General features: G+C 38.9%; 20 protein-coding genes. 9 read left to right on the forward strand and 11 right to left on the reverse strand.

Annotated features, from left to right (window positions below):
* Positions 1–51: 51 nt before the first annotated feature.
* Complete coding sequence (locus D0T20_RS04635; protein WP_116438525.1) at positions 52–936, reverse strand: bifunctional methylenetetrahydrofolate dehydrogenase/methenyltetrahydrofolate cyclohydrolase; 885 nt, start codon at positions 934–936, stop codon at positions 52–54.
* A 265-nt stretch (positions 937–1,201) separates the two neighbouring features.
* Between D0T20_RS04635 and D0T20_RS04640 the strand changes: the two genes are divergently transcribed.
* Positions 1,202–2,272, forward strand: coding sequence for a metal ABC transporter solute-binding protein, Zn/Mn family (locus D0T20_RS04640; protein WP_162862685.1), 1,071 nt, complete (start codon positions 1,202–1,204; stop codon positions 2,270–2,272).
* A gap of 113 nt (positions 2,273–2,385) precedes the next feature.
* Here D0T20_RS04640 and D0T20_RS04645 read toward each other — a convergent pair whose 3' ends face one another.
* On the reverse strand, positions 2,386–2,994 hold the full coding sequence (locus tag D0T20_RS04645) for a pyroglutamyl-peptidase I (protein ID WP_116438527.1): 609 nt from the start codon (positions 2,992–2,994) through the stop codon (positions 2,386–2,388).
* 354 nt (positions 2,995–3,348) lie between these two features.
* Here D0T20_RS04645 and nox point away from each other — a divergent pair, with 354 nt between their 5' ends.
* Both nox and D0T20_RS04660 read left to right on the forward strand, forming a co-directional pair.
* A complete protein-coding gene (gene nox / locus D0T20_RS04655) occupies positions 3,349–4,689 on the forward strand; it encodes a H2O-forming NADH oxidase (RefSeq protein ID WP_020973412.1) in 1,341 nt (446 codons plus the stop codon).
* A 196-nt stretch (positions 4,690–4,885) separates the two neighbouring features.
* Positions 4,886–6,019 (forward strand): 4-hydroxybutyrate dehydrogenase, encoded by a 1,134-nt coding sequence (locus D0T20_RS04660; protein ID WP_020973411.1) that lies wholly within the window; start codon positions 4,886–4,888, stop codon positions 6,017–6,019.
* A gap of 162 nt (positions 6,020–6,181) precedes the next feature.
* Here D0T20_RS04660 and D0T20_RS04665 read toward each other — a convergent pair whose 3' ends face one another.
* The 3 genes from D0T20_RS04665 to D0T20_RS04675 all read right to left on the reverse strand — a co-directional run bounded on the left by D0T20_RS04665 (position 6,182) and on the right by D0T20_RS04675 (position 9,947).
* Positions 6,182–6,835, reverse strand: coding sequence for a TenA family protein (locus tag D0T20_RS04665; RefSeq protein WP_116438529.1), 654 nt, complete (start codon positions 6,833–6,835; stop codon positions 6,182–6,184).
* Positions 6,836–7,135: 300 nt separating this feature from the next.
* Positions 7,136–9,214, reverse strand: a complete 2,079-nt coding sequence (locus D0T20_RS04670) for a YhgE/Pip domain-containing protein (protein WP_162862686.1) — start codon at positions 9,212–9,214, stop codon at positions 7,136–7,138.
* Positions 9,204–9,947 (reverse strand): ATP-binding cassette domain-containing protein, encoded by a 744-nt coding sequence (locus D0T20_RS04675; protein ID WP_116438732.1) that lies wholly within the window; start codon positions 9,945–9,947, stop codon positions 9,204–9,206. The genes D0T20_RS04670 and D0T20_RS04675 overlap by 11 nt, the downstream gene beginning before the upstream one ends.
* A gap of 593 nt (positions 9,948–10,540) precedes the next feature.
* Between D0T20_RS04675 and D0T20_RS04680 the strand changes: the two genes are divergently transcribed.
* Positions 10,541–11,872, forward strand: a complete 1,332-nt coding sequence (locus D0T20_RS04680; RefSeq protein ID WP_116438531.1) for a Na+/H+ antiporter NhaC family protein — start codon at positions 10,541–10,543, stop codon at positions 11,870–11,872.
* Between the two features lie 242 nt (positions 11,873–12,114).
* Here D0T20_RS04680 and D0T20_RS04685 read toward each other — a convergent pair whose 3' ends face one another.
* From D0T20_RS04685 to D0T20_RS04700, 4 genes are all read right to left on the reverse strand, one after another.
* Positions 12,115–13,881: an ABC transporter ATP-binding protein gene (locus D0T20_RS04685; RefSeq protein WP_116438532.1), complete on the reverse strand. Its 1,767-nt coding sequence runs from the start codon at positions 13,879–13,881 to the stop codon at positions 12,115–12,117.
* 216 nt (positions 13,882–14,097) lie between these two features.
* Positions 14,098–14,907 carry a nucleoside phosphorylase gene (locus tag D0T20_RS04690; RefSeq protein WP_116438533.1) on the reverse strand — a complete coding sequence of 270 codons (810 nt, stop codon included), beginning with the start codon at positions 14,905–14,907 and terminating at the stop codon, positions 14,098–14,100.
* Between the two features lie 179 nt (positions 14,908–15,086).
* Positions 15,087–15,641 carry a LemA family protein gene (locus tag D0T20_RS04695; RefSeq protein ID WP_116438534.1) on the reverse strand — a complete coding sequence of 185 codons (555 nt, stop codon included), beginning with the start codon at positions 15,639–15,641 and terminating at the stop codon, positions 15,087–15,089.
* Positions 15,642–15,737: 96 nt separating this feature from the next.
* Entirely contained in the window at positions 15,738–16,724 is a 987-nt protein-coding gene (locus tag D0T20_RS04700) for a DUF3137 domain-containing protein (protein ID WP_032816634.1), read from the reverse strand.
* A 364-nt stretch (positions 16,725–17,088) separates the two neighbouring features.
* On the opposite strand from D0T20_RS04700, the gene D0T20_RS04705 reads away from it, so the two are divergent.
* From D0T20_RS04705 to D0T20_RS04725, 5 genes are all read left to right on the forward strand, one after another.
* A complete protein-coding gene (locus D0T20_RS04705) occupies positions 17,089–17,688 on the forward strand; it encodes a hypothetical protein (RefSeq protein WP_016799393.1) in 600 nt (199 codons plus the stop codon).
* A gap of 76 nt (positions 17,689–17,764) precedes the next feature.
* A complete protein-coding gene (locus tag D0T20_RS04710) occupies positions 17,765–18,565 on the forward strand; it encodes an energy-coupling factor transporter transmembrane component T family protein (RefSeq protein ID WP_116438535.1) in 801 nt (266 codons plus the stop codon).
* A complete protein-coding gene (locus D0T20_RS04715; protein ID WP_116438536.1) occupies positions 18,547–19,401 on the forward strand; it encodes an energy-coupling factor ABC transporter ATP-binding protein in 855 nt (284 codons plus the stop codon). The genes D0T20_RS04710 and D0T20_RS04715 overlap by 19 nt, the downstream gene beginning before the upstream one ends.
* Positions 19,398–20,216, forward strand: a complete 819-nt coding sequence (locus D0T20_RS04720) for an energy-coupling factor ABC transporter ATP-binding protein (protein WP_116438537.1) — start codon at positions 19,398–19,400, stop codon at positions 20,214–20,216. Before D0T20_RS04715 ends, D0T20_RS04720 begins: the two co-directional genes overlap by 4 nt.
* Before the next feature lie 138 nt (positions 20,217–20,354).
* Complete coding sequence (locus D0T20_RS04725; protein ID WP_116438538.1) at positions 20,355–21,803, forward strand: hypothetical protein; 1,449 nt, start codon at positions 20,355–20,357, stop codon at positions 21,801–21,803.
* 343 nt (positions 21,804–22,146) lie between these two features.
* On the opposite strand, the gene D0T20_RS04730 is transcribed toward D0T20_RS04725, so the two are convergent.
* Both D0T20_RS04730 and D0T20_RS04735 read right to left on the reverse strand, forming a co-directional pair.
* Positions 22,147–22,986 carry a nucleotidyl transferase AbiEii/AbiGii toxin family protein gene (locus D0T20_RS04730; RefSeq protein WP_116285956.1) on the reverse strand — a complete coding sequence of 280 codons (840 nt, stop codon included), beginning with the start codon at positions 22,984–22,986 and terminating at the stop codon, positions 22,147–22,149.
* On the reverse strand, positions 22,987–23,580 hold the full coding sequence (locus D0T20_RS04735) for a type IV toxin-antitoxin system AbiEi family antitoxin domain-containing protein (RefSeq protein WP_230470810.1): 594 nt from the start codon (positions 23,578–23,580) through the stop codon (positions 22,987–22,989).
* Between the last annotated feature and the right edge of the window lie 550 nt (positions 23,581–24,130).

Consider the following 24,130-nt stretch of genomic DNA (forward strand, 5'->3'; position numbering starts at 1 on the left):
TTCGGGCGTGTCGCAGTATTTGATATTTACTACTTGCCACTTACTTGCCGCTTACTTGCCACTCGCTGCTCGCTCAGCCATATCAACAACATTAGCCAACAGCATTGCGCGAGTCATTGGTCCCACTCCACCAGGATTTGGCGAATACGCTCCCGCGACTTCTCTACAAGCAACATCAACATCGCCTTTTACGCGATACCTTCCCACTTCTTCATCAAAAACGCGCGATACACCAACATCAACCAGCACGGCTCCAGGGTTAACATCGCAAGGCTTTACAAATCCAGCGCTGCCCATTGCCGCAATAATAACGTCTGATCGCATCATAATATCGTGCAAATTGCGCGTGCGTGTGTGGCACAATGTTACAGTTGCGTCTACTCCCCTGCGCGTAAGAAGCAGCCCGATTGTTCGACCAACCGTGATTCCTCGCCCAAGCACGCACACATTTTTGCCTTCAAGATCAATGTTATAAGCGTCTAAAAGTGCCAAAATTCCTCGCGGCGTGCATGGCAAAGGCGTAACAATATCTCCCGAAACATGCATAACCAGCTCGCCCAAATTGTATGGATGCATTCCATCGCAATCTTTTGCAGGGTCTACTGCCTCAATAATTTTTTGGGGATCAACTCCCTTTGGCAAAGGCAATTGCACAATAAAACCTGTGCAAGAAGGGTCATTATTAAGCTGATTTACGGCCTTAAGAATTTCGTCTTCGCTAGCGTCTTCTGGCAAATCGCAGCGGATTGAGCGAATCCCCACTTCTTCGCAATCTTTGTGTTTTCCAGCAACATACTTCAGCGAGCCAGGGTCGCTTCCAACTAAAAGCGTTCCGAGCCCTGGATTAATGCCTTTTTCTTTAAGCTTTTCTACTCTATTTTTTAAGTCGCTTTTAATACTTGCAGCTAGCGCTTTTCCATCTAATACAACAACCATGATTCACTCCCAACTCGCATGTTAATTCTTATGTTCAACTTGCAAATCTTCTAACACAATTCGTACGCGTAGGATATTCGTATGGATAGGCTATCGTGAGGTATCGAAGTGCGCGACACAACTGTTAATAACTGAATATTATAATAGAATGGTATTTGTATTGCATAAGAAAGCTACAACAAGACTTGCAAAGAGCCTTACAGCAAGCTACAACGAGTTTTAACAAGTGCTAATGCTAATAACAACTTATGGAAGGGACGCAAAGATGTGCGAAAATATTTTTCATTTAACTCGCGCAAAGAAAATATGCAAAGCTATTTTAGCGTGCATAATTGTTCCATCAATGTTGATTGGTATAGCTGGGTGTGGCGCAAGCTCGCAATCTTCCAAAACTCCAACACAACCCAAAAAAGAAGTTAAACAAATTAAGGTTGTTTCCACTCTTGAATCTTGGGCAAGTTTGGCTAGAGAAATCGGCGGAAACGATGTTGAAGTGCAATCTATAATCAGCAATCCAGATACCGACATCTCTGCATTTAAGCCATCTAGCAAAGATTTGCAAAAGCTGTATTCTGCGCAAGTCGTTGTGTCAAATGGCGCTGGCTACGATAGTTGGGTTGCAAAGCATACGTCTAAAAGCAGCGAGATTGTAAACGCAGCCTCCACAGTCGGAGCGCTAAATGGCGATAACCCTTATCTTTGGTTCTCAAAAGATGCTAGAAACGAGATGGCTTCTAGCATTTGCAACGCTTTTTCTAAAGTCCTTCCTTCAAAAAAGAAGGTTTTTGCTAAAAGACTTGACGCAGTTAAATCGCAAGAAAATAAGCTTGACGAATATCTTGCAAACTTTGCTAAAAGTCACAAAAAGTTTAAGTACGCTTCAATAAATCCTGTTCTTTTCTGGCTTATGTCCGATATGGGAATCAGCGATTCTGCGCCTAAAGCTTATGCTCAGCAAGTAGCGCAAGGCGACGAAGTAGACAAAGCTAATATAGATGAATTCCAAAAGCTTATTGAAGAACGAAAATTCGACGTACTTATAAGCAATAGTCAGCGTAAAGGCGACGATATTAGCATTTTGACGGGAACTGCTGGCAGAAGCTACACATCTGTAATGTGGGTTAATGAACTTATGCCAACGTATGCAACAGATTTAAGAAAATGGGTTATGAAGATTTGCGAAGACATTGACAATGCTAGCAAAACTACGACCGATATGCGTAAAGATTTAGCAAAGCAAGAAGCTAATCAAAAGAAGCCTATTACCGAAAAGCCGACTGTTTCTCAGCCAGATCCAAACAGGTCTAACGAAGGCCAGCAAGATCCTGGAAAGTAGACACGTGCTTGAGCAAGTATAGACAATAAATACTTCATACTATTTATTAGCAATTACTTACGATTATTAGCAATTACTTACGAATTAAAGATTTGCTGGCGATTTATCTGCAATCACTTGCAATCATCTGCAATCACTCGCAACGCAACTTCAATGCCTCGAAGCATATCAGCTAAACTCATAGAACTCGTGCTCGGCTTATTGAGAACCTGCTCAGGCAAATACGGAACGTGAATGAAACCGCTCTTAATTGGCAATTTTTTAGTCTGGCAATAATTACAAACACTGTAAAGCACGTCATTACATACGTACGCGCCCGCAGAAAAAGACACAGCCGCAGGCAATTTCGCTTTATTTAAAGCGTCAACTATGTTCAAAACTGGCAAAGTCGCTTTATAAGCCACATCACCATCCTGCACAACAGACTCATACCAAGGCTTATATCCACTATTATCTGGTATGCGCGCAGCTCTACAGTTAATGCCAACATATTCAACGTTAAAACAAGCAGAACCGCCAAATTGCCCTAGCGAAAGCACAGCATTAGGGTGAACTTCCTCTATTTTCTCAATAACTTTTTGCGCACCCTTGTTAAATTCCGTAGGAATCTGCAAACGAACAAGTTCCACGCCTTCAGGCGCATGCACTGATTGCGCAATCTCCCACGACGGATTTATAGACTCATTATCAAACGGCGTAAAACCAGTAATCAAAATACGCATTACAATACCACCTCATACAACTCTCACTTATTAAGCTTTATCAAACTTTATCAAACTTTATAAAACTTTATCAAAATACATTGCGAAAACTATATACACGAATGTACTTGCATAAAACATTCATGATTCTATTACTTATTTCACTTTTATAGCAAAGATTAAATGGTAATTACAACTTATACAATAATCGCAAAACAACACACCTAGACTCACGATTAGCCAGACTCGTCTTAGTGTAATATGATTAGCTACTAGCGCGTGCTTAACGAACAATGTTGTTAACAGCGCGCATAAAACCATATAAATACAGAAAATACAGATAAATCAAAAGTCAATGACGAAAAGAGATTACCGATGACCAAGATTATTCAGATTGGCGCAAATCATGCTGGCACTGCCTGCGCTAACACCATTTTGAGCTACCCAGGAAACGATCTTACAATCTACGATCAGAATAGCAACATTTCCTTCCTTGGCTGCGGTATGGCTTTGTGGATTGGCAAGCAGATTAAAAGCAGCGATGGCCTGTTCTACCAGAAGCCAGAAGATTTCGTTAAAAAAGGCGCTAAGGTAAATCTTGAAAGCAAAGTTCTCGACATTGATTATGCAAAGAAAGAAGTAACAGTCGAGCTTAAAGACGGATCTGTTATTCACGATTCTTACGATAAACTCGTTCTAGCTACTGGCAGCCTTCCAAACAAGCCACGCATTAAGGGCATTGACTTGGAAAACGTGCAAATGGTAAAGCTTTTCCAAAACGCGCAAACTGTTATTGCTAAACTTCAAGAGCGCGATTTTAATAACGTTGTGGTTCTTGGCGGCGGCTACATTGGCGTGGAGCTTGCGGAAGCTTTTAAGCGCCTTGGCAAGAACGTGACTCTCATTGACATGGAAGAACATATTCTTAACGGCTACTTTGACCCAGAGTTTTCCGATAATTTGAAGAGAATTATGGAAGATAAGGGCATTCACTTTGAGCTTGGTCAAGCTGTTGAAGAGATTGTTGGAGATACTGAAGTTAAGGCTGTTAAAACAAGCAAGGGCACTTACGATGCCGACATGGTGATTTGCGCTATTGGATTCCACCCAAATGTTGCTCTTGGAAAAGATCATTTGAAGCAATACGAAAATGGCGCTTTCCTAGTTGACAAGAAGCAGCAAACTTCCGACCCAGATGTGTACGCTATTGGCGATTGCGCTACAATCTACGACAACGCTCGAAGCCGCGTAAACTACATTGCACTCGCTACTAATGCCGTTAGAAGCGGTTTGATTGCAGGCCACAACGTTTGCGGAACTCCTGTAGAAACCGAGGGCGTACAAGGCTCTAGCGCAATGATGATTTACGATTACAAGCTTGTTTGCACTGGTTTGAGCTTAACGGCTGCTCAAAAAGAGGGCATGGACGTTGACTACGTTGATTTTGAAGATACACAAAAGCCTGCGTTTATGGAAGTTGAGAATCCAAAAGTTAAGATTCGCATTGTTTACAAGAAGGATTCTAAGGTGATTGTTGGATGCCAATTGGCTTCTAACTACGATATGTCTGCCGCAATCCACCTGTTCTCGCTTGCTATTCAAAAGAAAGTCACGATTAAAGAGCTTGCTTTGTGCGATATCTTCTTTATGCCTCACTTCAACCAGCCATACAACTACATTACGATGGCAGCTTACACGGCTTTGTTGAAGGGATGATTAGACTTTTCTGATTAGCTTAGGCTGAATCACTTTTTTCTGATTAGCTTGTAATTAGCTTAAATCGCGTTTATTAAACCAAGCAATTTGTTCTATAATGGAGCAGTTGCTTGGTTTTTTAATCATCCGCGCACAAATCGCGAACCAAAACGCGCATATAGCGTAAGACGTACAAATTAAAACAAAGGAGTCTAGGATGAAGCAGCTCTCTATTAAGCCAACTATTCACAAATTTGAAAATACGCGCGATTTTGCGCAAGAATTTAAGCTTGGCAAAGACGATTTGGTTATTACAAACCAATACATTTGGGAACCTTATTTTGGCAGCTTAAACCTTGATTGCAATGTGATTTTCCAAGAAAACTACGGTAAGGGCGAGCCAAGCGACGAAATGGTTGATGCAATTGTTCGCGATATTCACACTACTCCAAAGCGCGTGATTGGCATTGGCGGCGGCACCGTTTTGGATATTTCTAAAGTTTGCGCGTTAAAGCAAACAAGCCCACTCGAAGACTTGATTGACGGCAAGATTCCTGCACAAAAAGGCGCGGATCTTATTCTTGTTCCAACTACTTGCGGAACTGGCTCCGAAGTTACCAACGTTGCCGTGTTCTCTCTTACAAAGCGCAACACTAAAAAGGGCTTAGCAAACGATGCTTGCTACGCTACAGACGCGGTTCTTATTCCAGAATTATTAAAGAGCCTTCCAGATTACGTTTTTGCAACCAGTTCTATTGATGCTCTTACGCATTCTATTGAGTCTGCGCTCTCCCCTATTGCAACCGAGCTTACAAAAATGTTTAGTTACAAGGCTTGCGGGCTTATTTTGCAAAGCTACATGCGAGTTGTTAAGGAAGGCAGCAGCGCTAAAAGCCAAGTTGTAGGCGACTTGGTTTCTGCAAGTCTTTACGCTGGCATTGCGTTTGGTAACGCTGGCTGCGGTTGCGTGCACGCTATGGCTTATCCACTTGGCGGCACTTTCCATGTGGCTCACGGCGAGACAAATGCTGCTATTCTTACAAGCGTTTTGCGCTACTATGCTAAGCACAACTCTGAAAACAGCACTAGCGCTGAAAATACTGAGCTTTCTAAACTTTTTGACTTTATGGCAAATATTCTTGAATGCAAAAAAGCAGACGTATTAAACAAGCTTGACGAAGTTCTTAACACAATTTTGACTAAGCACAAGCTTCACGAGTATGGCATGAGCGAAGATATGATTCAAAGCTGGGCTTCAAGCGTTGTTAAAGAGCAGCAACGACTTTTAAAGAACTCATACATGCATATGAGCGAAGATGCCATCGCCGAAGTCTATGCATCTACTTTCTAATATATAGTTAACAGTGAGATTTTCAATTATTAACGAAAATTTCTCATCTTCTCAAAAATAGACCCTACAAATCTTGTAGGGTCTATTTTTATTCTCACAGCTTGCTTACTTCGTCAGATTTCCATCCGTTAGATTTCCGTCCATTCGTTAGAATGCTGTTCGTTAGATTGCCGCAGGAGTTTCATACGAATTATCGAAGAACATGCGCTCCAGCTTTACTGCACGCGCAAAATATTCTCGAGCAATATCAGCATCCTTAGGACCAATACGATCCAACTCATCACGCAAGAACCCTACAAACTTGTGGAATCCTTTATAATCATGCAGGTCGATCCACTGGTAATGAACCTTGCGTTCAGGACGCTTACCTTCAGCGTTTGATGCCCACGTAAGATATATCCATTCCGTAACGTTTAACACGGCTAGCACGGCAGCATAATGTCCACTGTGAGCCGCGTCTAAAAACATCTTTTTAAATTCGCGAGTTGCTTCAGTGTCTGGAATTTTATTGCGGAAAGATTCAGGAGTATTAAATTCGTTAAACGCATCCACAAAATACGTATTCTCATCTCCAGCTACCTCACCAATATATTTCGAAAACACGAGACGAGAATCAAGTGTGTCTGCTGTCGTAACTGCAGCACCAAGCAAAGCCAAGAAACTATCTAAAAATCGGTAGTCTTGAATTAAATATCCAGCTAATACAGCATCATGAATAGTGCCCTCAACTAACTCGTTAACAAAACGATGATGAATAGCAGCATCCCATGTTTCGATATTCTCATTTTTTAATTCGTCGGTAAATCGTGCAGTCATTGACACGTCCTTTCCCTCTGTAACTCATATAAGCCCTTAGGTAGCTTAATATAATTGCGCATAGTTGCGTTAGCCATACAAGTTACGTCATATACGGTTCACATATAGTCGTATAGTTATGCACAACCGAGCACTGCTCGTACACCCAGCTGAACAACTACGCTAGTATGAACAATATCATAAGTAGTCATACTTAACTTGGGTACAAATTTGAGCAGCACTCGGTTGCAATTTTTATATTATGGTAACTTCAGTAACTTCAGCAATCACAGTAATTACTCCCTACTCATTGTCGTATTCTCATGCATCCAATGTAATTACAGGATGCAAATCAAACATTTTTACAGTACGCTTCATGCGGAAGGCAATGCTTGTTATAGCAATCGCAATAACGCCGAAAAGCACAAGCATTCCAACGCCAGAGACTATTTCACCACTGTTCTTTCCAGACATTGCTTGACGCAACCCCATAATCGAGTACGTCATTGGCAAATATGGGTGAACAGCTCTAAAGAACGATGGCGTCATTTGTACTGGGAACGTTCCTGCAGAGCTTGTGATTTGCAACATAAGAAGCACAATAGCAACTATTCGCCCTGGCATTCGGAACACCACCATAATCATTTGCATTATTGCCATAAAGACTATTGACGCTATAATCCCCAGCGCGTAGAATGCACCAACATTATCGATTTGGAACTTCAACGCTCCTTGAACAACGCCCATAAGAATAATCGCTTGCACTACGCCCATAATCACAAACGGCGTCAAGCTAACAAGCGCGCTTTTAAGCGGATTCATGCCGTTTAGTATCGCTCGCCTATCCATAACTCTCAAAACGAATGTTGTCATAAGAGCACCAACCCAAAGGGCGATAGAAATAAAGTAAGGTGCAAAACCGGTACCGTAGTTTTCAACGTGCGAATACTCGTGCTCCTCCAAGGAAACTGGTGCGCTCATCATCTTACTTTTTTGCTTAATATTGTTGATTTTGCTAGAGTTTTGTGCGCTTTTAAGACCTTCATGTAACTTTTTAGCTCCATCAGCAAGCTTTGGAGTATTTTCAGAAAGCTTTTGAACTCCAGAATTCAATTGACTTGATCCATCAACTATTTTTGCAGACCCAAGCGCAGCAGAATTAATACCATTATTGAGCTTTTCACTTCCGTTGCTTACAGCGCTAAGACCTTCCGCCAGCTTATTTGCTCCAGCGGAAAGCTGCGATGAGCCACCTCGAACGCTTGATATTCCTTTAGAAACGGCGTCAACTCCAGCTTTTATCTTTAAGCTTCCAGAAGAAAGTGCTCCAGCACCTTGGCTCAATGCCGAAAGATTCGTCTCTAAGAGCTTAGAATTTTCACTTAAGCCTCCTGCAAGACCTTGCAATTTTTCTAACACAATCTCTTTAGTTACAAGCGGATTTTGCGCTTCAACAAGCAATTGAGCAAGCTGATTTTTTGTAGCCTCGTTTCCTGCTTTAACATGTTCTTCAAGCTGCGCACTAGAATCCGAAAGCTTTTGCGCACCATTATATAGTTCGTCTGTAGCGTTATATAACGTTTGCGCTCCACTATTTAGCTGATTTGCGCCATTTGCCAAATCGTTAGTTTTTTGCGCTAATGTTTGCGCTCCATCTTTGCTTTGCGCATTTGCATTTTTAAGCGATTGCGCTCCTTTTTGAAGCTCTCCCAATCCGTTTTGTAGTTTTTGCAAAGATTGAGTAAGCTTGATTGATCCGTCAGCAAGCTTATCTACTCCGCCATTAAGCGATTGCATTCCAGCGCTTAAATCGCCAGAACCACTCACTGCCGAATTAAGAGAATCAGAAGCAGAATTTACTTTTTCAAACATATGCTCCCAATATTCTTGAGCAATCGCCTCGCTAATTTCGCTTCGCATAGTGCGGAAAGCAGTTTTACCGATTTGTGAAGCCAGCATATTGCTTGCTTGATCATACTTTACGTGTAGCTTTGCTTTAGTCGGAGTATCGTATTGCGCAGAAGCAATGCACTTACTAAAAGACGATGGAATAGTTGCTACCATAAAATAATCGCCATTTTTAAGACCTTTGTTTGCTTTAGCGCTATCTACAAAGTTCCATTGAAAACCTTCGCTACCGTCTTTTTGACTCTTCAAGCGATTCTTGATTTCATTGCCAACATTGCGCATTTTGCCATTTATAATCGCACCGCTATCTTCCACAACAACAGCCACAGGCACAGTATCCAAAGTCTTATAAGGATTTGTAAACGCCCATAAATACAGCGACCCATATAAAAGTGGTATTAAGGCTACTGTTCCAATAACAAGCTTTCGAGCTTTACCTTTTATAGCATTATTTAATTCACGAAACGCAAGAACAATAGTATTAACGCGCATTCTTACCATCTCCATTTTTGTTAAGCTCAGAATCTTCGCTGTAACTTGCACGACTTAGCCTTAAAACTTGATCCGCTTGCTTTTCTAACTCGCTTTGCAAAACTCCCACGCAGCACGAGCAAAAGTGTTTGCTAACGTATGCGCGAATGTCTGCAAGCAAGCATTCACTTTGCTCACTTGTAAGCTCAGTTTCTACGCCGTCTACAAAAAGAATCCACGGCTTTTTTAGTAGCGCAAGCGCAATTCCTAATCTCATGCGCTCGCATGGCGTTAAATCACCAATAGCAGTTTCTCTAGGAGATAACACTTTCCAATACGCTAGAACGTTATACGCGTATTGATGTAGAGCTTCGCGATTTTTAACATTATTCTTGTATTGTTCGCGGAAAAGCGGCGATGCACTCGCGAGTTTTAGCTCGCTCATAAGCGCTTCTTCTATTGTTTGAGTGTTGTAGAATTCGTTGATTCCGCTAAATAATCCGAGTCCAACGTATTGGCGTGATTCTTTTGCGTCTGCTGGAAGGCTTAAATCTGCGATTTTTAACGTTCCATTCGTAAACTTCATATAGCCAGACAATGCTAGTAGTAGAGCAGACTTTCCAGAGCCATGTTCTCCCGAGATTGCAACGATTTGATGAGGCTCAACTTTTAATGACACATCCCAGAATGGAGTTCTTGTAAATCTTTTTAATCCTAATTCTTTCGCTTCTATAAGCGTTTGTTCCTCTTGCATAATTTGTTTGCTGCAAAGTAGCGATGTCATACATTTTTAAATGGTATACATTTTTAATGTTGCTATCGAAATTGCTATGCATTCCTCCTTTGTATTTAACTAATATTTTTCAATTTTTAATTTTCAATTTTTAATTTTGTTTCAATTTTTAATTTTTATTGATTTTTTATTTTTGATTGTTGATTTTCGACTCAATCTTCACTTTGATGCTGCTTAAATTCGATTTTTGCAACCACTTATATTGCATTATTGCAACAAAATTGCGTAAAACAAAGAACTAATTATTTTGTTAATTCCTTGCGAACACCTTCATGGTACTCTTCAAGGTGAACAAATACTAACTTATTTTTGAACATTTTGTTCATTTGTCTATATTTTAGCTATAAAAACACGCTATATATAACAAAATCTCACATTTTTGATTTAATCATGTAAATTTCAAGCATACTTAATATTTTTATTCCGCCAATAAAAATATTACGTACGTCTTTATGATATTGTCTTTAATTATTAAAATTTAAAATTATCAAAATTAAAAAACATATTATTACAAACATCAAAATGAAGATAACTTTAAAAAGAGGTGAAACAGTATGCAAATTTTAAACATTCTATGCAACCCAGTAATTGTATCGGTTGTAGTGTTATGCGCGTTAAGTCTTGCAAAACTCAATGTTTTACTCGCAATGATTGTTGCATGCGTTGCAGGTGGCATTGCTGGCCATCTCCCTCTTTTTGGAGATGGAAGCCACACTATTATGGCGCTGCTTTGCGATGGTTTTTCCACAAACGCGCAAACTGCGCTCGCTTACATTCTTCTTGGTACTTTTGCAGAGGCAATTACAGCAACTGGCCTAGCTCAAATCATTTCTAAAAAAATTAGCAAAATTATTGGCACTAACAAATTCATTCTTCTTGCAGTTTTAACAGTAATTGCGTGTATGTCTCAAAATATTGTGCCAGTTCACATTGCTTACATTCCTATTCTTATTCCGCCGATTCTTTCCATTATGAACAAGCTTAAGCTAGATCGCCGCGCTGCCGCATGCTGCACTGCGTTCGGACTAGAAGTGCCATACATTGCTATTCCATTTGGCTTTGGCTTAATTTTCCAAACAGTTATTGCAACTAATCTTTCTAAAAATGGTATGAAAGTTAGCGTTTCAGACGTTAGCGCTGTTAACTGGTATTTGGGTGCTGCAATGCTTGCAGCTTTACTGTTTGCAGTTTTTGTTCTATACAGAAAGCCTCGCGAATATAAAACAACCGAAGCAGATACTCGCGCTGCGGACGCTGTTGTTGGCCCGCTTACTAAAGCACACTACGTAACTATTCTTGCGATTATTGTTGTTGTAGTAGTGCAAGTTATTAGTAAGGATCTTTCACTTTCTTCCCTTGCAGGTCTTGCAACCATGATTATTTTTGGCGCAATAAAGTGGAAAGACATCGACAAGCAGCTTATGGGCGGCGTTAAGCTTATGGGTCTTATTGCATTTATTATGCTCATTGCTGGCGGCTACGCTAACGTGATTCAAGCTACGGGCGGAGTTAATGAGCTTGTACACCTTGGCGTTGCTTGTATGGGTCAAAACAAGCTAATCGCTGCATTCGTTATTACGATTATTGGCTTGCTTGTGACTATGGGCATCGGTACCTCGTTTGGCACGGTTCCTATTCTTGCAGTTTTGTTCGTGCCTCTTTGCCAAAGCATTGGTTTTAGCACTCCTGCAACAATTCTTCTTATGTCTTCCGCTGCAGCTCTTGGCGACGCAGGCTCCCCTGCTTCCGATACAACGCTTGGTCCTACTTCTGGCTTAAATGCAGATGGTCAACACAGTCACATTTGGGATACTTGCATTCCAACATTCCTTATCTTCAACATTCCACTTATGGCTGCAGGCATTGTAATATCTCAGTTTATTTAGCATTTAGCTGAAAGTCACAAACAATACACATCTAAAAACGCTGGTGAAGATTTTTGCCATTTACGGCAATTTTCTTCACCTGCACAAAGCAGCCAACCCACAAAGTAGCCAATCAATGCAAATTCGCGGGCGATTGGCTACTATTGCAGAAAGCGTACTGCGTTAATATTTTTACAGAGCTTAAAATTGCTCAGCACATTTCAACAAGCCAGCGCAAGCCAAGCCCAAGCCAGCCAACATCCTCACATAGACACAGTGTAAAGTGAGTAGAAGTAAGCCTTCTGATTCATAAGGTCCTCAAAACTTCCGCGCTCAATAAGCTCGCCACTTTTCATCACAAGAATCTCATCATATTGCTTAAGCGAATTAGCATCCAAGCGGTGAGTTATAACAAGTCGAAGAATTCCTTGCAAATTCAAAATAGACTGCGTTACGTTCGCGCTCGTCTCGTTATCTAGCGCACTCGTCGCCTCATCAACCAGCAGAATCTCGGACTTTTTAAGCAAGCTTCGCGCAATAGCAATACGCTGCTTTTCTCCTCCAGAAAGATGACTACCATTCTCGCCGCACTGATAATCCTTGCCTTTAGCAGCAATCAAATCATCCAAACCAGCCAAGTGAATCACGCGATCTACCTCTGCGTTCGGGAACGGCTTAAACAGCGTAATATTGTCTAAAATCGAAGCATCAAACATAAACACAGACTGCTGCATAAGAGTCGTCTTATCGTAAAGCGAACTCTTGCTCACATTGCTAAGTTCGTGATTATTCAGCTGCACGCTACCCTTATAATCCTTGTAGTAGCCCATAAGTAGATTAATCAAACTACTCTTACCAGCACCAGAAGGCCCCACTATCGCGTAAGATTTTCCAGCTTGCAAAGTTAGATTTACGTTTTTCAAGACTTTATGATCCGCATCATAAGAATACGAAACATCTCGCAAAACAACACTTTTAATAGAATCGTTAATAATCTCGCCAGAATCTTCCTTAGCGTTACTCATATAATCAGCCATCTTGCTAATAAGCTTCTTAGCGCCCTTCATCTCGCCAAGCATTTGCGGAAGACTAGAAATAGGCTGAAGTACGCCATTCATCAAATTAGTAAAAGCTAAAACCATTCCAGCAGTAATAACACCAACGTGAGCGTTAACCATCCAAGCGCCAACAAGCATCACTCCAAGCTGAGTTCCAAGACTTGAAATTGTGCCAAGAGCAGAAACGGTAGTCATTGTTTTCTCGCGAAGATTCTTCGTATGCTCAAGCTCCATCGACTGATTTTTGTATCGATCAATAACCTCCTGCTCCGCCTTAAAACTCTTAATAACAGAAACTCCGTTCAAAACATCCTTCGTCAGTGCCGTATAAGACTCATTCGACTTAGAAACCTGCTCCTCTCGAGTGGCGATTTCGTTAGCTGTAAGAATCGAGCACGCCATTGGAAGCACAGAAATAACAAGAGCAATAACAGTGAGCAGCGGACTGTAGTAAATCATAAGAGCTAGCGAGCTTACAAGCATAAGAACATCTTGAACAAAGTCAAAAATCTTCTTTAAATACTTTTCTTGAATACGCTCGCAATCATTAGTAAGTACAGAAAGATACGTGCCAGAATTTGCAAGCGAAAAATCACTATAACTCTTTTTTAACAGCTTTTTAATAACAGACTCTTTATACTGATTCATTGCTTTTTCAAGAAAGCGAGGATACGCGCTGCGCTTCAACGCGAAAATCAGGGAGATTGCCAGCATAAAGGAAGTGACAAGCAGCAAAATAGTAGTTAGAGAGAAGTCTCCTTTGCCAGACATATAGTCGAAAATAATTTGCAAAATCCAAGAAATAGCAGTGTAAATCATAGACAAGGCAATAAAAACTATCATCGAAAGAAAAGCTACAAGTTTGTTTTCTTTGAAAAATAGTTTTACGTAATTTTTTACGTCGGGATGCAGTGTGGATGATTGCTGATTTGCCGATGATCGCTGATTCGCCGTATTGTCAGTTTTACTCATTCTCGCTACCTCTCACTTCCTTTATACATCTCTTCTATTTCTACCATCTCTACTATCTCTTCTCTAATATCATTTTCGTAAGCAGCACTTCATAAGCTATTTGCTTATTCACTCACTACAAAGCATTGAAAGCTACACTATCATACTTATCATGATTAGTCACAATTATCTACTTGACAACACCTATAAACGCTTAAACGCATTTATACGTAATGCTCAAATGCGCAACGCTGCTTCAATACAAAGCTCAAGCGCATACGCTTTAGAGTCTCCACCCCAGTTGCGCTCATCGTAATTTTCAACATCGTGCAAAGTATCTGCAGTGTAAAGAATCTCACCCCAAACAATCCCACGCATTTGCGCACAAGCTGCTAAAGCAGAACACTCCATCTCAACAACCGCGCATCCCTCTTGCTTACGATTAGCAACTTTCGTCTTAGTCTCACGGAAAAACCCATCCGTAGTCCACGTTTTAACTTCATGATAAGGCAAATTGTGCGCTTGCAAGGTTTGTAAAATAGCACGTCTCGAGCGCTCTGAAACATCAACATAACGACTTGGAGGCAAATAATGATAAGAAGTCCCCTCATCCCTTAAAGCTTTATACGGAACCAGAAAAACGTTTTCCGCATAATCAACTAGCGATCCGCAAGAACCAGCACTAACAACTTCGCTAACACCGTAAGAAATCAGCCAGTCTAAGATCTGAACAGCGGCAGGAGCACCAACTGGAGCCTGCACTAAGCAGATTTTTTGCGTTTCTTCTTCTACTTCGCTGTTTGTATTTTCTCTTACTTTTTTCTCTACTTTCTCTTCCAAAACATATATTGGATATACTTTAGTTGCAGACTCAAAATTTGCTACAATCGTAGCTTTCCTGCTTAAAGCATACTGATCGATTTCATCGCCTAAGAAAGCAAAAACCGCTTTAGATGGAAGCTGAACAGCAATATTATCGTGATTCGGCATTAAAACCGCACTTTTATCGGAATCATACTCTAAAATCGGTAAATCATATTCTGTCATATAATCAGCTCCTTCATACAATCAGCTAGTTCTACAAGCCATTCAATCCTATATACCAGTATGCGCATTATCGCACAAAAATCACAAAGTAGCCAATCGATGCAAATTCGCGGGCGATTGGCTACTTCATATATGTATATGCCATCTAGCTAAAAATGCTATCTAGCTAAACATTTTCACTAGCCCAGTATGCTATCGATATTCTTCTTATTGCTTAGATCATCTTCATCAAGAAAAGCCATCTGCTTTATTCCGCTTAATTTTGCAATAAGCGAAACTGGGAAAGTAACAATATTTTGATTAAGAGCGCTGATATTACTATTTACGATTCTTTTTGCTGCAGCCAGCTGCTCGTTTTCGTCGTTCACTTCTTCTTGCAAATTCAAAAATTGTTCTGAAGACTTTAATTCTGGGTAAGCTTCTGCCAAAGCAAAAATCTTCCCTATTGCATGATTCTGATTTCTCATTGCTTCGCTAGAATCCGCAGAGTTTAATCCTTCTCTTAAACTCACTAAATCCACTAATGTTGTTTTTTCGTATTTTGCAAACGACTGCGCAACTTTAAGCATTTGGCAAATAGTGTCGTATCTTTTAGCGAGCGCAATGTCAACGTTTTTTTGCGACTCTTCTATAATCACTCTATATTTTCTTAGTCTATTTAACGTACCAATAAACCAGCCAATAGCCACTACAAGCACTGCTGCAATAACTATTAAAATAGTTTCACAATCCATAATGTCTCCTTTATTTTTAGCCTTTTTCTAGTCTTAATTATCTCTGTTTTTGCAATTCACTAGTGTGCAATCTCTACTTTTTCAATTTTATAGCTTCTAATTTTGCAATTTCTCTCTAATTACGCTGATTATTTCGTAATACTCAGCCAAAACATCCCTAAATCTTGCATATTCTCTTGTTAAAGATAGGTCTTCTATTCCAGATTTTCCAGGATTTCCTAATATGTACCGACCAGAGTCAAAAGCTGCAATAATATGCTCACTATCTAGATATATGCAAACTCTCATTCTTTTTTGCAAATTATTCAATGCTTCTATAAAACTTGGATCTAATACAAGCTTTGTATAAAAATCGTCTGTAGAAAAGATTGAATACGAGTTATTAAACTCAATGGATTCTGTTTGAACTTCACTCTCCTCTTTTGTTTTTTTACCATAGTATCCATTTAGTTTTTGCCCCATAAAGTTCTTTCCAGTAACGGGAACAATTCTAATGTGACCATTTATATTGGTTTTTGCGTTTATTAATAAGACTTGACCAATAAAATCAGTTTTTTTGACAGTTTTTCCACTTTCAGTTCTAGAAAAGTGCATTGCTTGCATATTTGAAAATTCAGTTTTAGATTCATCGCCAAAAATTATGTGTTTGTTTGAATAATACCTACTAGATATTGGCAGAAGATTATTAAAAATACTGTTGTCAATTCCTTCAGAATTTTCTAATACCGTTCCAGGCAGAATCGCATTTAGAATCGGCGTTAAAACATTATTCGCATATAGAGCAGCTACATCAACCTTATTTGTTACAAAAAACTTGCCAGCAAAGCAAACAACAAAGGCAACTATTATGAGTAAAGGATATTTATAAGTAGAGTAGTCAAACGAAGGAAGATAATTGCCAACAGCACCAATAATCAGCACTACTGGTATTAATGGGATTAAACGCATTGGGTCAAAAGCGTTATTTTTTATGCCTTCTTTTAACTCATTTAGTTTCCCTTGCATTTGGGGAGATTTTTCTAATTTATTAAGTCTTTCTAAAACTTCGGGATTTGTAAACACGTTACTATGTTTTACATTCATCGTCATCTCCCTCTTATAATCGCCAATATTTTTATAACAACATCTTTATAAAAGTCATAAAAGGCTCTTATATTTTTTATCATAAATAATCATTATTTGGAATAGTTAAATTTGTGATAGCAAAATTTGGAATAGTGAAATAATCAAATAACAAAATAATAACAACTTTGATTTTGATATAAAAGTGATATAGCTGTGATTATTTTCAATAAAGACTTAATACAAAACAAATAACAAAGAACAAAATAACACAAAATAAACAATATAACAATTTATAACACATTAATTTTCAACTACTTTAATAACATTTCTCAAAGCGTATAATGAACTTGAATTTATTCCTTAACTGATAGGAAGTTCAAAAATGGTAAAGAAACTAAAAACTATTTGGAGCGTTAAATTAACTACTGCTTCACTCGTACTAATACCAGCCGCAATCGGCATAAATTATGTTGCAAAACTATTCGCTAGCATGTTAAAGCTACCTCTTTGGCTTGGCACACTAGGCACTTGCATTTCAGCATGCTTAGCAGGACCTGTTGTGGGCGGAATTGCTGGATTTTTAACCAATATTGTCTACGGCTTAACAATTGATCCAATTTCTACAGTCTATAGCATTACAGCTGCAGCAATCGGCGTAAGCGTTGGAATCGCTGCACGACTAAAGTACATGAACAAAGGCTTACACATTTTTATAACAAGCCTTATTGTTGCAGCAATCGCAATAATCATCTCTACACCTCTAAACATGATTTATTGGGGCGGAACCACTGGAAACGTTTGGGGTGACGCTGTTTTTGCAGCAATGGGCTCCAAAGGCTTCTTTGCATCATTCGTAGATGAGCTTGTTGTAGATATACCAGACAAGATTGTTGTTTTGTTCCTTGCAGCTGGAATTTATAAAGTTCTTCCTAAGAGTTTAATAGCTATTTATCAATCCGATGACGAAGATCTTGATAAATAAACGTTTATCGCAAGCAAATAAATCGCATAAACTCTAAGTTCTACAAGTTTTTATAAGCACAATAAGACGAGATACTATGAAAAGCATCAGCCTATTTGAAGATAAGCATTCGTTTCTAAACGGACTATCTGCAAAAACCAAGCTTGCATACGTAATATGCGCTACAAGCACGCCGAGTTTGCTTGGAGGCTATAGTTCTTTTGCTATCTTTATTATTTTGAGCCTAATATTGCTTGCAACATCAAGGGTCCTAGCAAAAATAAAAATCGTAATACAAGTTACTGGTTTTATTATTGTAACTATTTTTATAGTTCAAACTTTCTTTAGATCGGGAAACTACACGATTTTATTCAAACTAGGACCTTTGATTGCTCGCAAAGAAGGTTTTGAAGTAGCAATGAAGATTGTGCTAAATATATTAAATATTTCGTTTGCATTTTGTGTTTTAACGCTTACAACTAAACCTTCTAATATGATGCAAGAGATGATACAAGCTGGCTTACCACCTAAAATGGGCTATGTTTTTGTCTCGCTATTTCAAATCATTCCTCAAATAACACAGCAAACTTCGACTATTGTTGACGCTCAAAGAAGCAGAGGATTACAAACAAAAGGTTCCCTAATAACGCGTTTCAAAGCTTTTTTGCCTTTAATATCCCCGATTATAATGTCTTCGTTTATGAGTTCTAAAGAAAGAACTATAGCTTTAGAAGTTCGCGGATTTTCGTGCAATAATCAAAAAACATTCATAAAACCATTTAAGCCAAGTAAATACAATGCGTTATTTTTATGCGCTTGTTTAATCGTAATAATCGCATCTATTATTTATGCGTTACTTAATAATTTAGGATATGTAGCATGGCAGCTATTCATATAGAGCACTTAAAATATCGCTATCCTTATAGTAAAACTCTTGCGCTAGATGACATTTCCTGCGATATTCATAAAGGCGAATTTATTGGAATAATAGGCGCTAATGGAGCTGGAAAATCAACATTATCTCAAGCTATTTTAGGTCTTGTTCCAAATCTTTACCACGGAGCGTACGGCGGAAAAGTCGAAGTAGACGGTCTTAACGCAAAAACTACGCCAATAGACAGTCTTTGTAAAAAAGTTGGACTGGTTTTTCAAAATCCTTTTAATCAAATTACTGGCTCGAAGCTTACTGTGTATGAGGAGATTGCTTTTGGTCTGGAAAATATTGGCATTGAGAAAAGCGAGATGCAAAGTCGCGTAGAGAAAATTATGGAAATGCTCAACATTGCGCATCTTAAAGATTGCTCTCCATACGATTTATCTGGCGGCCAAATGCAACGCATGTCTATTGCCGCTATTTTAGTTATGCAACCAGAAGTAATAATTTTAGACGAGCCAACTTCGCAGCTTGATCCTAAAGGTTCCGAAGAGGTTTTTAAAGCAGTAGAATCCTTAAAAAATCAGGGTCAAACTATTATTATGGTTGAGCACAAAATGGAAAAAATCGCGCAATATAGCGACCGCGTAATGCTTTTAAGCGAAGGAAAACTCATTGATTTTGATACTCCGCAAAAAATCTTTTCTCGCGAAGACTTGGAAGAATATGGCGTAAATCCTCCTGTTTATACTCAAATTTGCAAAAAACTTTCGTTAAAAAACAATAATGGCTTGTATCCAATAACTCTTGAGCAAACGTCACGAATTTTACGCTCGCACGAAGGGAATCGCTTACAATGACTCCTACTATTGAAATACAAAATGTGTCTTTTTCTCATACTCCAACAACACAAATATTCAACAATCTAAATTTGTCTTTTGCGCCTGGAGCATGCGCTATTGTTGGCCAAAATGGCACTGGAAAAACAACTTTACTTAAAATCCTTAGAGGACTTCTTACGCCGAAATCTGGAAGCGTTTTATTAAATGGTAAAGATATTTCAGAATGTACTGTTCCCTCTCTTGCTAAAGATATTGGATTCGTATTTCAGAATCCAGATGACCAAATTTTTGAATCAACTGTTATGCGCGAAGTAATGTTTGGACTTTTAAAAATTGGAATTGATAAGAGTCAAGCATTGATCCAAGCAAAAGAAAGTCTAAAACTTGTAGGACTTTTAGATAAAAGCGAGGTAAATCCTTACGATTTAAGTCTTTGCGAAAGGAAAATGGTTTCTATTGCGTCGATTTTAGCAATGGATACGCAAGTTGTTATTTTAGATGAGCCTACGATTGCTCAAGACGATTGCGGCAAAAATTGTATTGAATCAATTATTAAACACCTTGTTTTGCAAGGAAAGACTGTTATAGCTGTTCTTCACGATATGAATTTTGTAGCTAGAGTATTTAATCGAGTTGTTGTGCTTTCCAATGGCAAGGTTCTTTTTGACGGCACTACGCGAGACGCATTTATGCAAGATAACATACTTTCTAGCGCACAACTAGATAAGCCAGATGTTGTGAAGCTGTGCGAAAAGTTGGGTTATGAAAATACGTTCCTATCTGTTGAAGAATTTGTGAATTCGTATCGTGAACGAAATAATCGCAGATACTAGCCTTTATATTTACATGTTTATTTTTACATATTTATATTGACGCGCTGCAATAAGCAAGCGTATACTATACACGGCTTTGATACAGGTGGTTAGAGCTTTCTTGTATCAACAAAATACAATATGAATCAGGGGAATACCATGTTACAAAACTTAAGTAACGATAAGAACATTCACTCTAACATGTCTTTGCCATTCAAAAAAATTGTATCTAGCGTAATTGTCTCGTTAAGTGTAGTTGGATTAGCATGCTCACTAAGCTCTTGCGGATCAAATAGTGTACAAAGCAGCGCAACAAAAACAGAAGTCAAAAAGGTAAAGAAAGTAAAAGAATATAAGGTTGAGTTCTTTATTGGCACTAGCGAAGGCTTGGATTCCACTGCATCCCCTGTGATTATGCACTTCATTGGCGATGATAAAGATAATAAGGACGTTGACTTCTATCACGCCGTTCTTGCAAACGATAAGCAAGACGTAATCAACATGAAGGCTGGTCATTATAAGGTAGAAGTATCTGATTGCATGTTGTCTAACGGGAGTATACTCGCAACAGATTCCGATCGATTCGACGGCGGAGTGATCATCGATAAGAATAACAATAATAAAATCGAAGTTCTCTTTGCAGACAACATTGATGCTCGAATAGTCGATGAATCCCGTGTAAACCGTTACGCAAATCTTATTAAGACTGCTCTAAAGAACGGTGACGAATCTTTATCTGGCGAAAACGGTAAAGCTATTGCCGAAATTGTTAATAAGAACATTAAAACGTTTGCCGATATTCGTCATGTAGCAGCACCTGTTGAAAATTTCTCAGTAAATAAAACACCTCAGGGTCATACTGGTAGCACTAATACAAGCAATCCACATAAAAACGCAACCACGCATCAACCTCATAGTAATGCGCAAAATCATAATGAAAGTAATCCAACTCCAAAGCCGCAACCAAAACCAGTTGTTCCTCAACCTAAGCCTAAGCCTGTAACCCCTAAGCCTAAGCCTGTAACCCCTAAGCCAAACCCTTCAACACCGCCGCAACCAAAACCTGTAACCCCTAAGCCGCATCATCATCACCATCATCCAACGCCACATCCGGTTCATCCAACCCCTGTGCCACCTGCACCTCATCCAGTTCCGCCAGCACCACGACCAGTGCCACCAACACCGGTTCCACCCGCTCCACATCCTGTTCCACCAGCTCCTCAGCCACAGAACGATGTGTTTAAGACTGGAAGAGTGATGATTGGCTACCGATTCACATATAGCGTTGAAGATGAATGGCGTGGACATGATGTTATAGCTGATCCTTTCAAATATGGTATAATCAATGCTGGTAATCACAGTGTAACATTTGTGCCGAACACGATGAGAATGTGGTTCGTAGATAATATGCGACCATATATCACAAAGATGCTTCGTGCAAATCTAAACGATTGCTACCACCCACTCTATGGTTACTACACCATCAATATGCGTACCCATACGTTCACCTATGAAGTTATTGGCGAAGCTCAGGTTCCACCATACGACCCAGAAGCTAACCTTCCGGGACATCGTAGGGGTTCGGTTCGTGACGGATTCGACAACTAACCTATAAGATATAGGGGCTTGAACTGTAAAAAGTTCTTGCTCCTATATTTTTTCCCATACAAATAAAAACCGGCGGCAAGCCGCTGCGGGAGGTATTTTGAGATTATATGCTTGAAATTCAAAAAGCATACTATTTCAAAATATTAGTGAAAGGATAATATTATGCCGAATTGGGTATATAATCAACTCGAACTTCAAAATAAAGAAGATACTGAAAAAATCGCTAAATAAGCCAAACCCAAAGTAGCCAATCAATGCAAATTCGCACTTAATGGCTACTGGCGCACGTCTCCCAATGATTTATAAAAGCCAGCACTCACTTAAAGAATTTTAACCCAAAATTCTATTCAAGCAATTTCAATAATGCATCCAAACTCAGTAGTGCACTGCCAAAATCAATATCTTTAGCATAAGAATATTTACGCTGATACAACGTCCACAATAAAGAAAGCTTTTCATCACAAGCAATACTTTCATAAATAGATTTAAGATTATCTATAATATTTTCAGTTTTACGATTTTTGCAAGTTGCACAAAAAGCACGCTTAAGAATTTCCCTATCGATTTCTCTTTTATGCGAAACAAGCAGCACGTGGACATCATAAAAATCTCTCATACGCGTATTAAGAATTCCGCGCGATAATATTGTTTGCAATTTTTCTGCAAACACTGTTTCAATATTGTAAGAAAGAATAGAAATAGAACGGTTTTCCAGCATCAGCTTATAGTCATATTCGATTGCACGTGGCGTAATCGTAGCTCCTGTAGAAACATCAATCTTTATTGGAGTTATCATTCTTCCAATACGCGAGTCAAGCGCAAAACGAATACCTGGATATTCCATATCATCCATAATCTTCATAACGCTTTTAATAGTAAAATCAACACCATCGTCTATGTCTATACGAGATATATCCTCAATCATTCTTTTAGTATTTTCAAGCGATAAATCATAATTTTGAATAGTCGTATCTATATCCATAGTGGATCGCATAGAAATACCAAGCAAAGATGTTACTAGAACACCGCCTTTTACAATAAAATTGTTGCGATATTTTGAAACGGAAACACGCTCTAAGTAGCGTTCCATCATGTAAAGACGCATTAGCACACGAGGATCTGCGTTATTGTGTTCGGCGAGGTTTTTGATTCTACCTCTTATTTGCGCATCAGTTAAATTCACTTACAGTAACACCTCAAAATACTTGCGAACAACATTGTTTACTCTAAAAAGTTTCGCATATTCCATCAACAAATTAAGATCTTTGTCTTGTCTAGCAATATAGGATTTCAAGATTGTATTAAATTCTTGAATTTCAATTAAATTTCTGCTTCTAAACGCATCACAGACACTTCTTTCAAGATCATACATTGGCACTTTATTACCGAGATTATCCGTGACTAAAATCTTTCCAACTTCAAGCAATTCCTTTTTTACGCTATAAACTTTCACATTGCACGATGCTTTCAGTCGGTGAGCATTAAAACCACTATAAACAGTAATAGTGTGAGTAATTGGCTCCATATCAACTAATCCATGATAAAAGAAAGCTTCGTCGTGAGAAAAAACAGCGGATGGTGAACGCTTATGAATAAGAAGCAACTCATCTACCCACGAGTCTTTAGAAGCATATATTCCACCGCTTAACTGTTCTAGTTCATTATCTTTAACAAATTTATAAAACTTATATTTTGACAGTCCGCAAGATTTTGCTTCTTTTAGAGTAACCATATTGCGGCCATTAGCATCTAATAATGTAGCGATAATAGTCACCATCCTTTCGTGCATATATTGTAACTTATATTAGCACGATTGGATGAATTATATTAAATTTCACTATCACGATTACTATCACTATTACTATCACGATTTACGCTAATAGGATTCTGCGATTGCCACACACCTACTTAATGACACGTTTACGCTGATTTAATACGTTATATCAGCATAAACGTATCAAATGCGCAAGCAAATCGTAAAATGCAAATAGCCAAACCACATTTAACCAAATCACAAAGTAGCCGATCAATGCAAATTCGCGGGCGATTGGCTACTATCGCCAAACAGATACACTAACGCAGAAAAAGTAGTACGAATCAAATTTGACAAACACAAATCCATTCGCTATAGTCTTCACTTATCACCATTTCGACGAGTAAAGGAGTGCACATGTATCATACAAATATGATGACAAATTGTTGTTGTAACGTATGCTGTTGCGCATTTCTTAATCGAAATGATGTTTGCAAACACTAAGTATGCATCATCTAGCCTGTGTTAAAAAGCATTTACGTTAAAACACAGCAAATTACGATTCAAGAAACAG

This window comes from Gardnerella piotii (assembly GCF_003397585.1).
GTDB classification, from domain to species: domain Bacteria; phylum Actinomycetota; class Actinomycetes; order Actinomycetales; family Bifidobacteriaceae; genus Bifidobacterium; species Bifidobacterium piotii.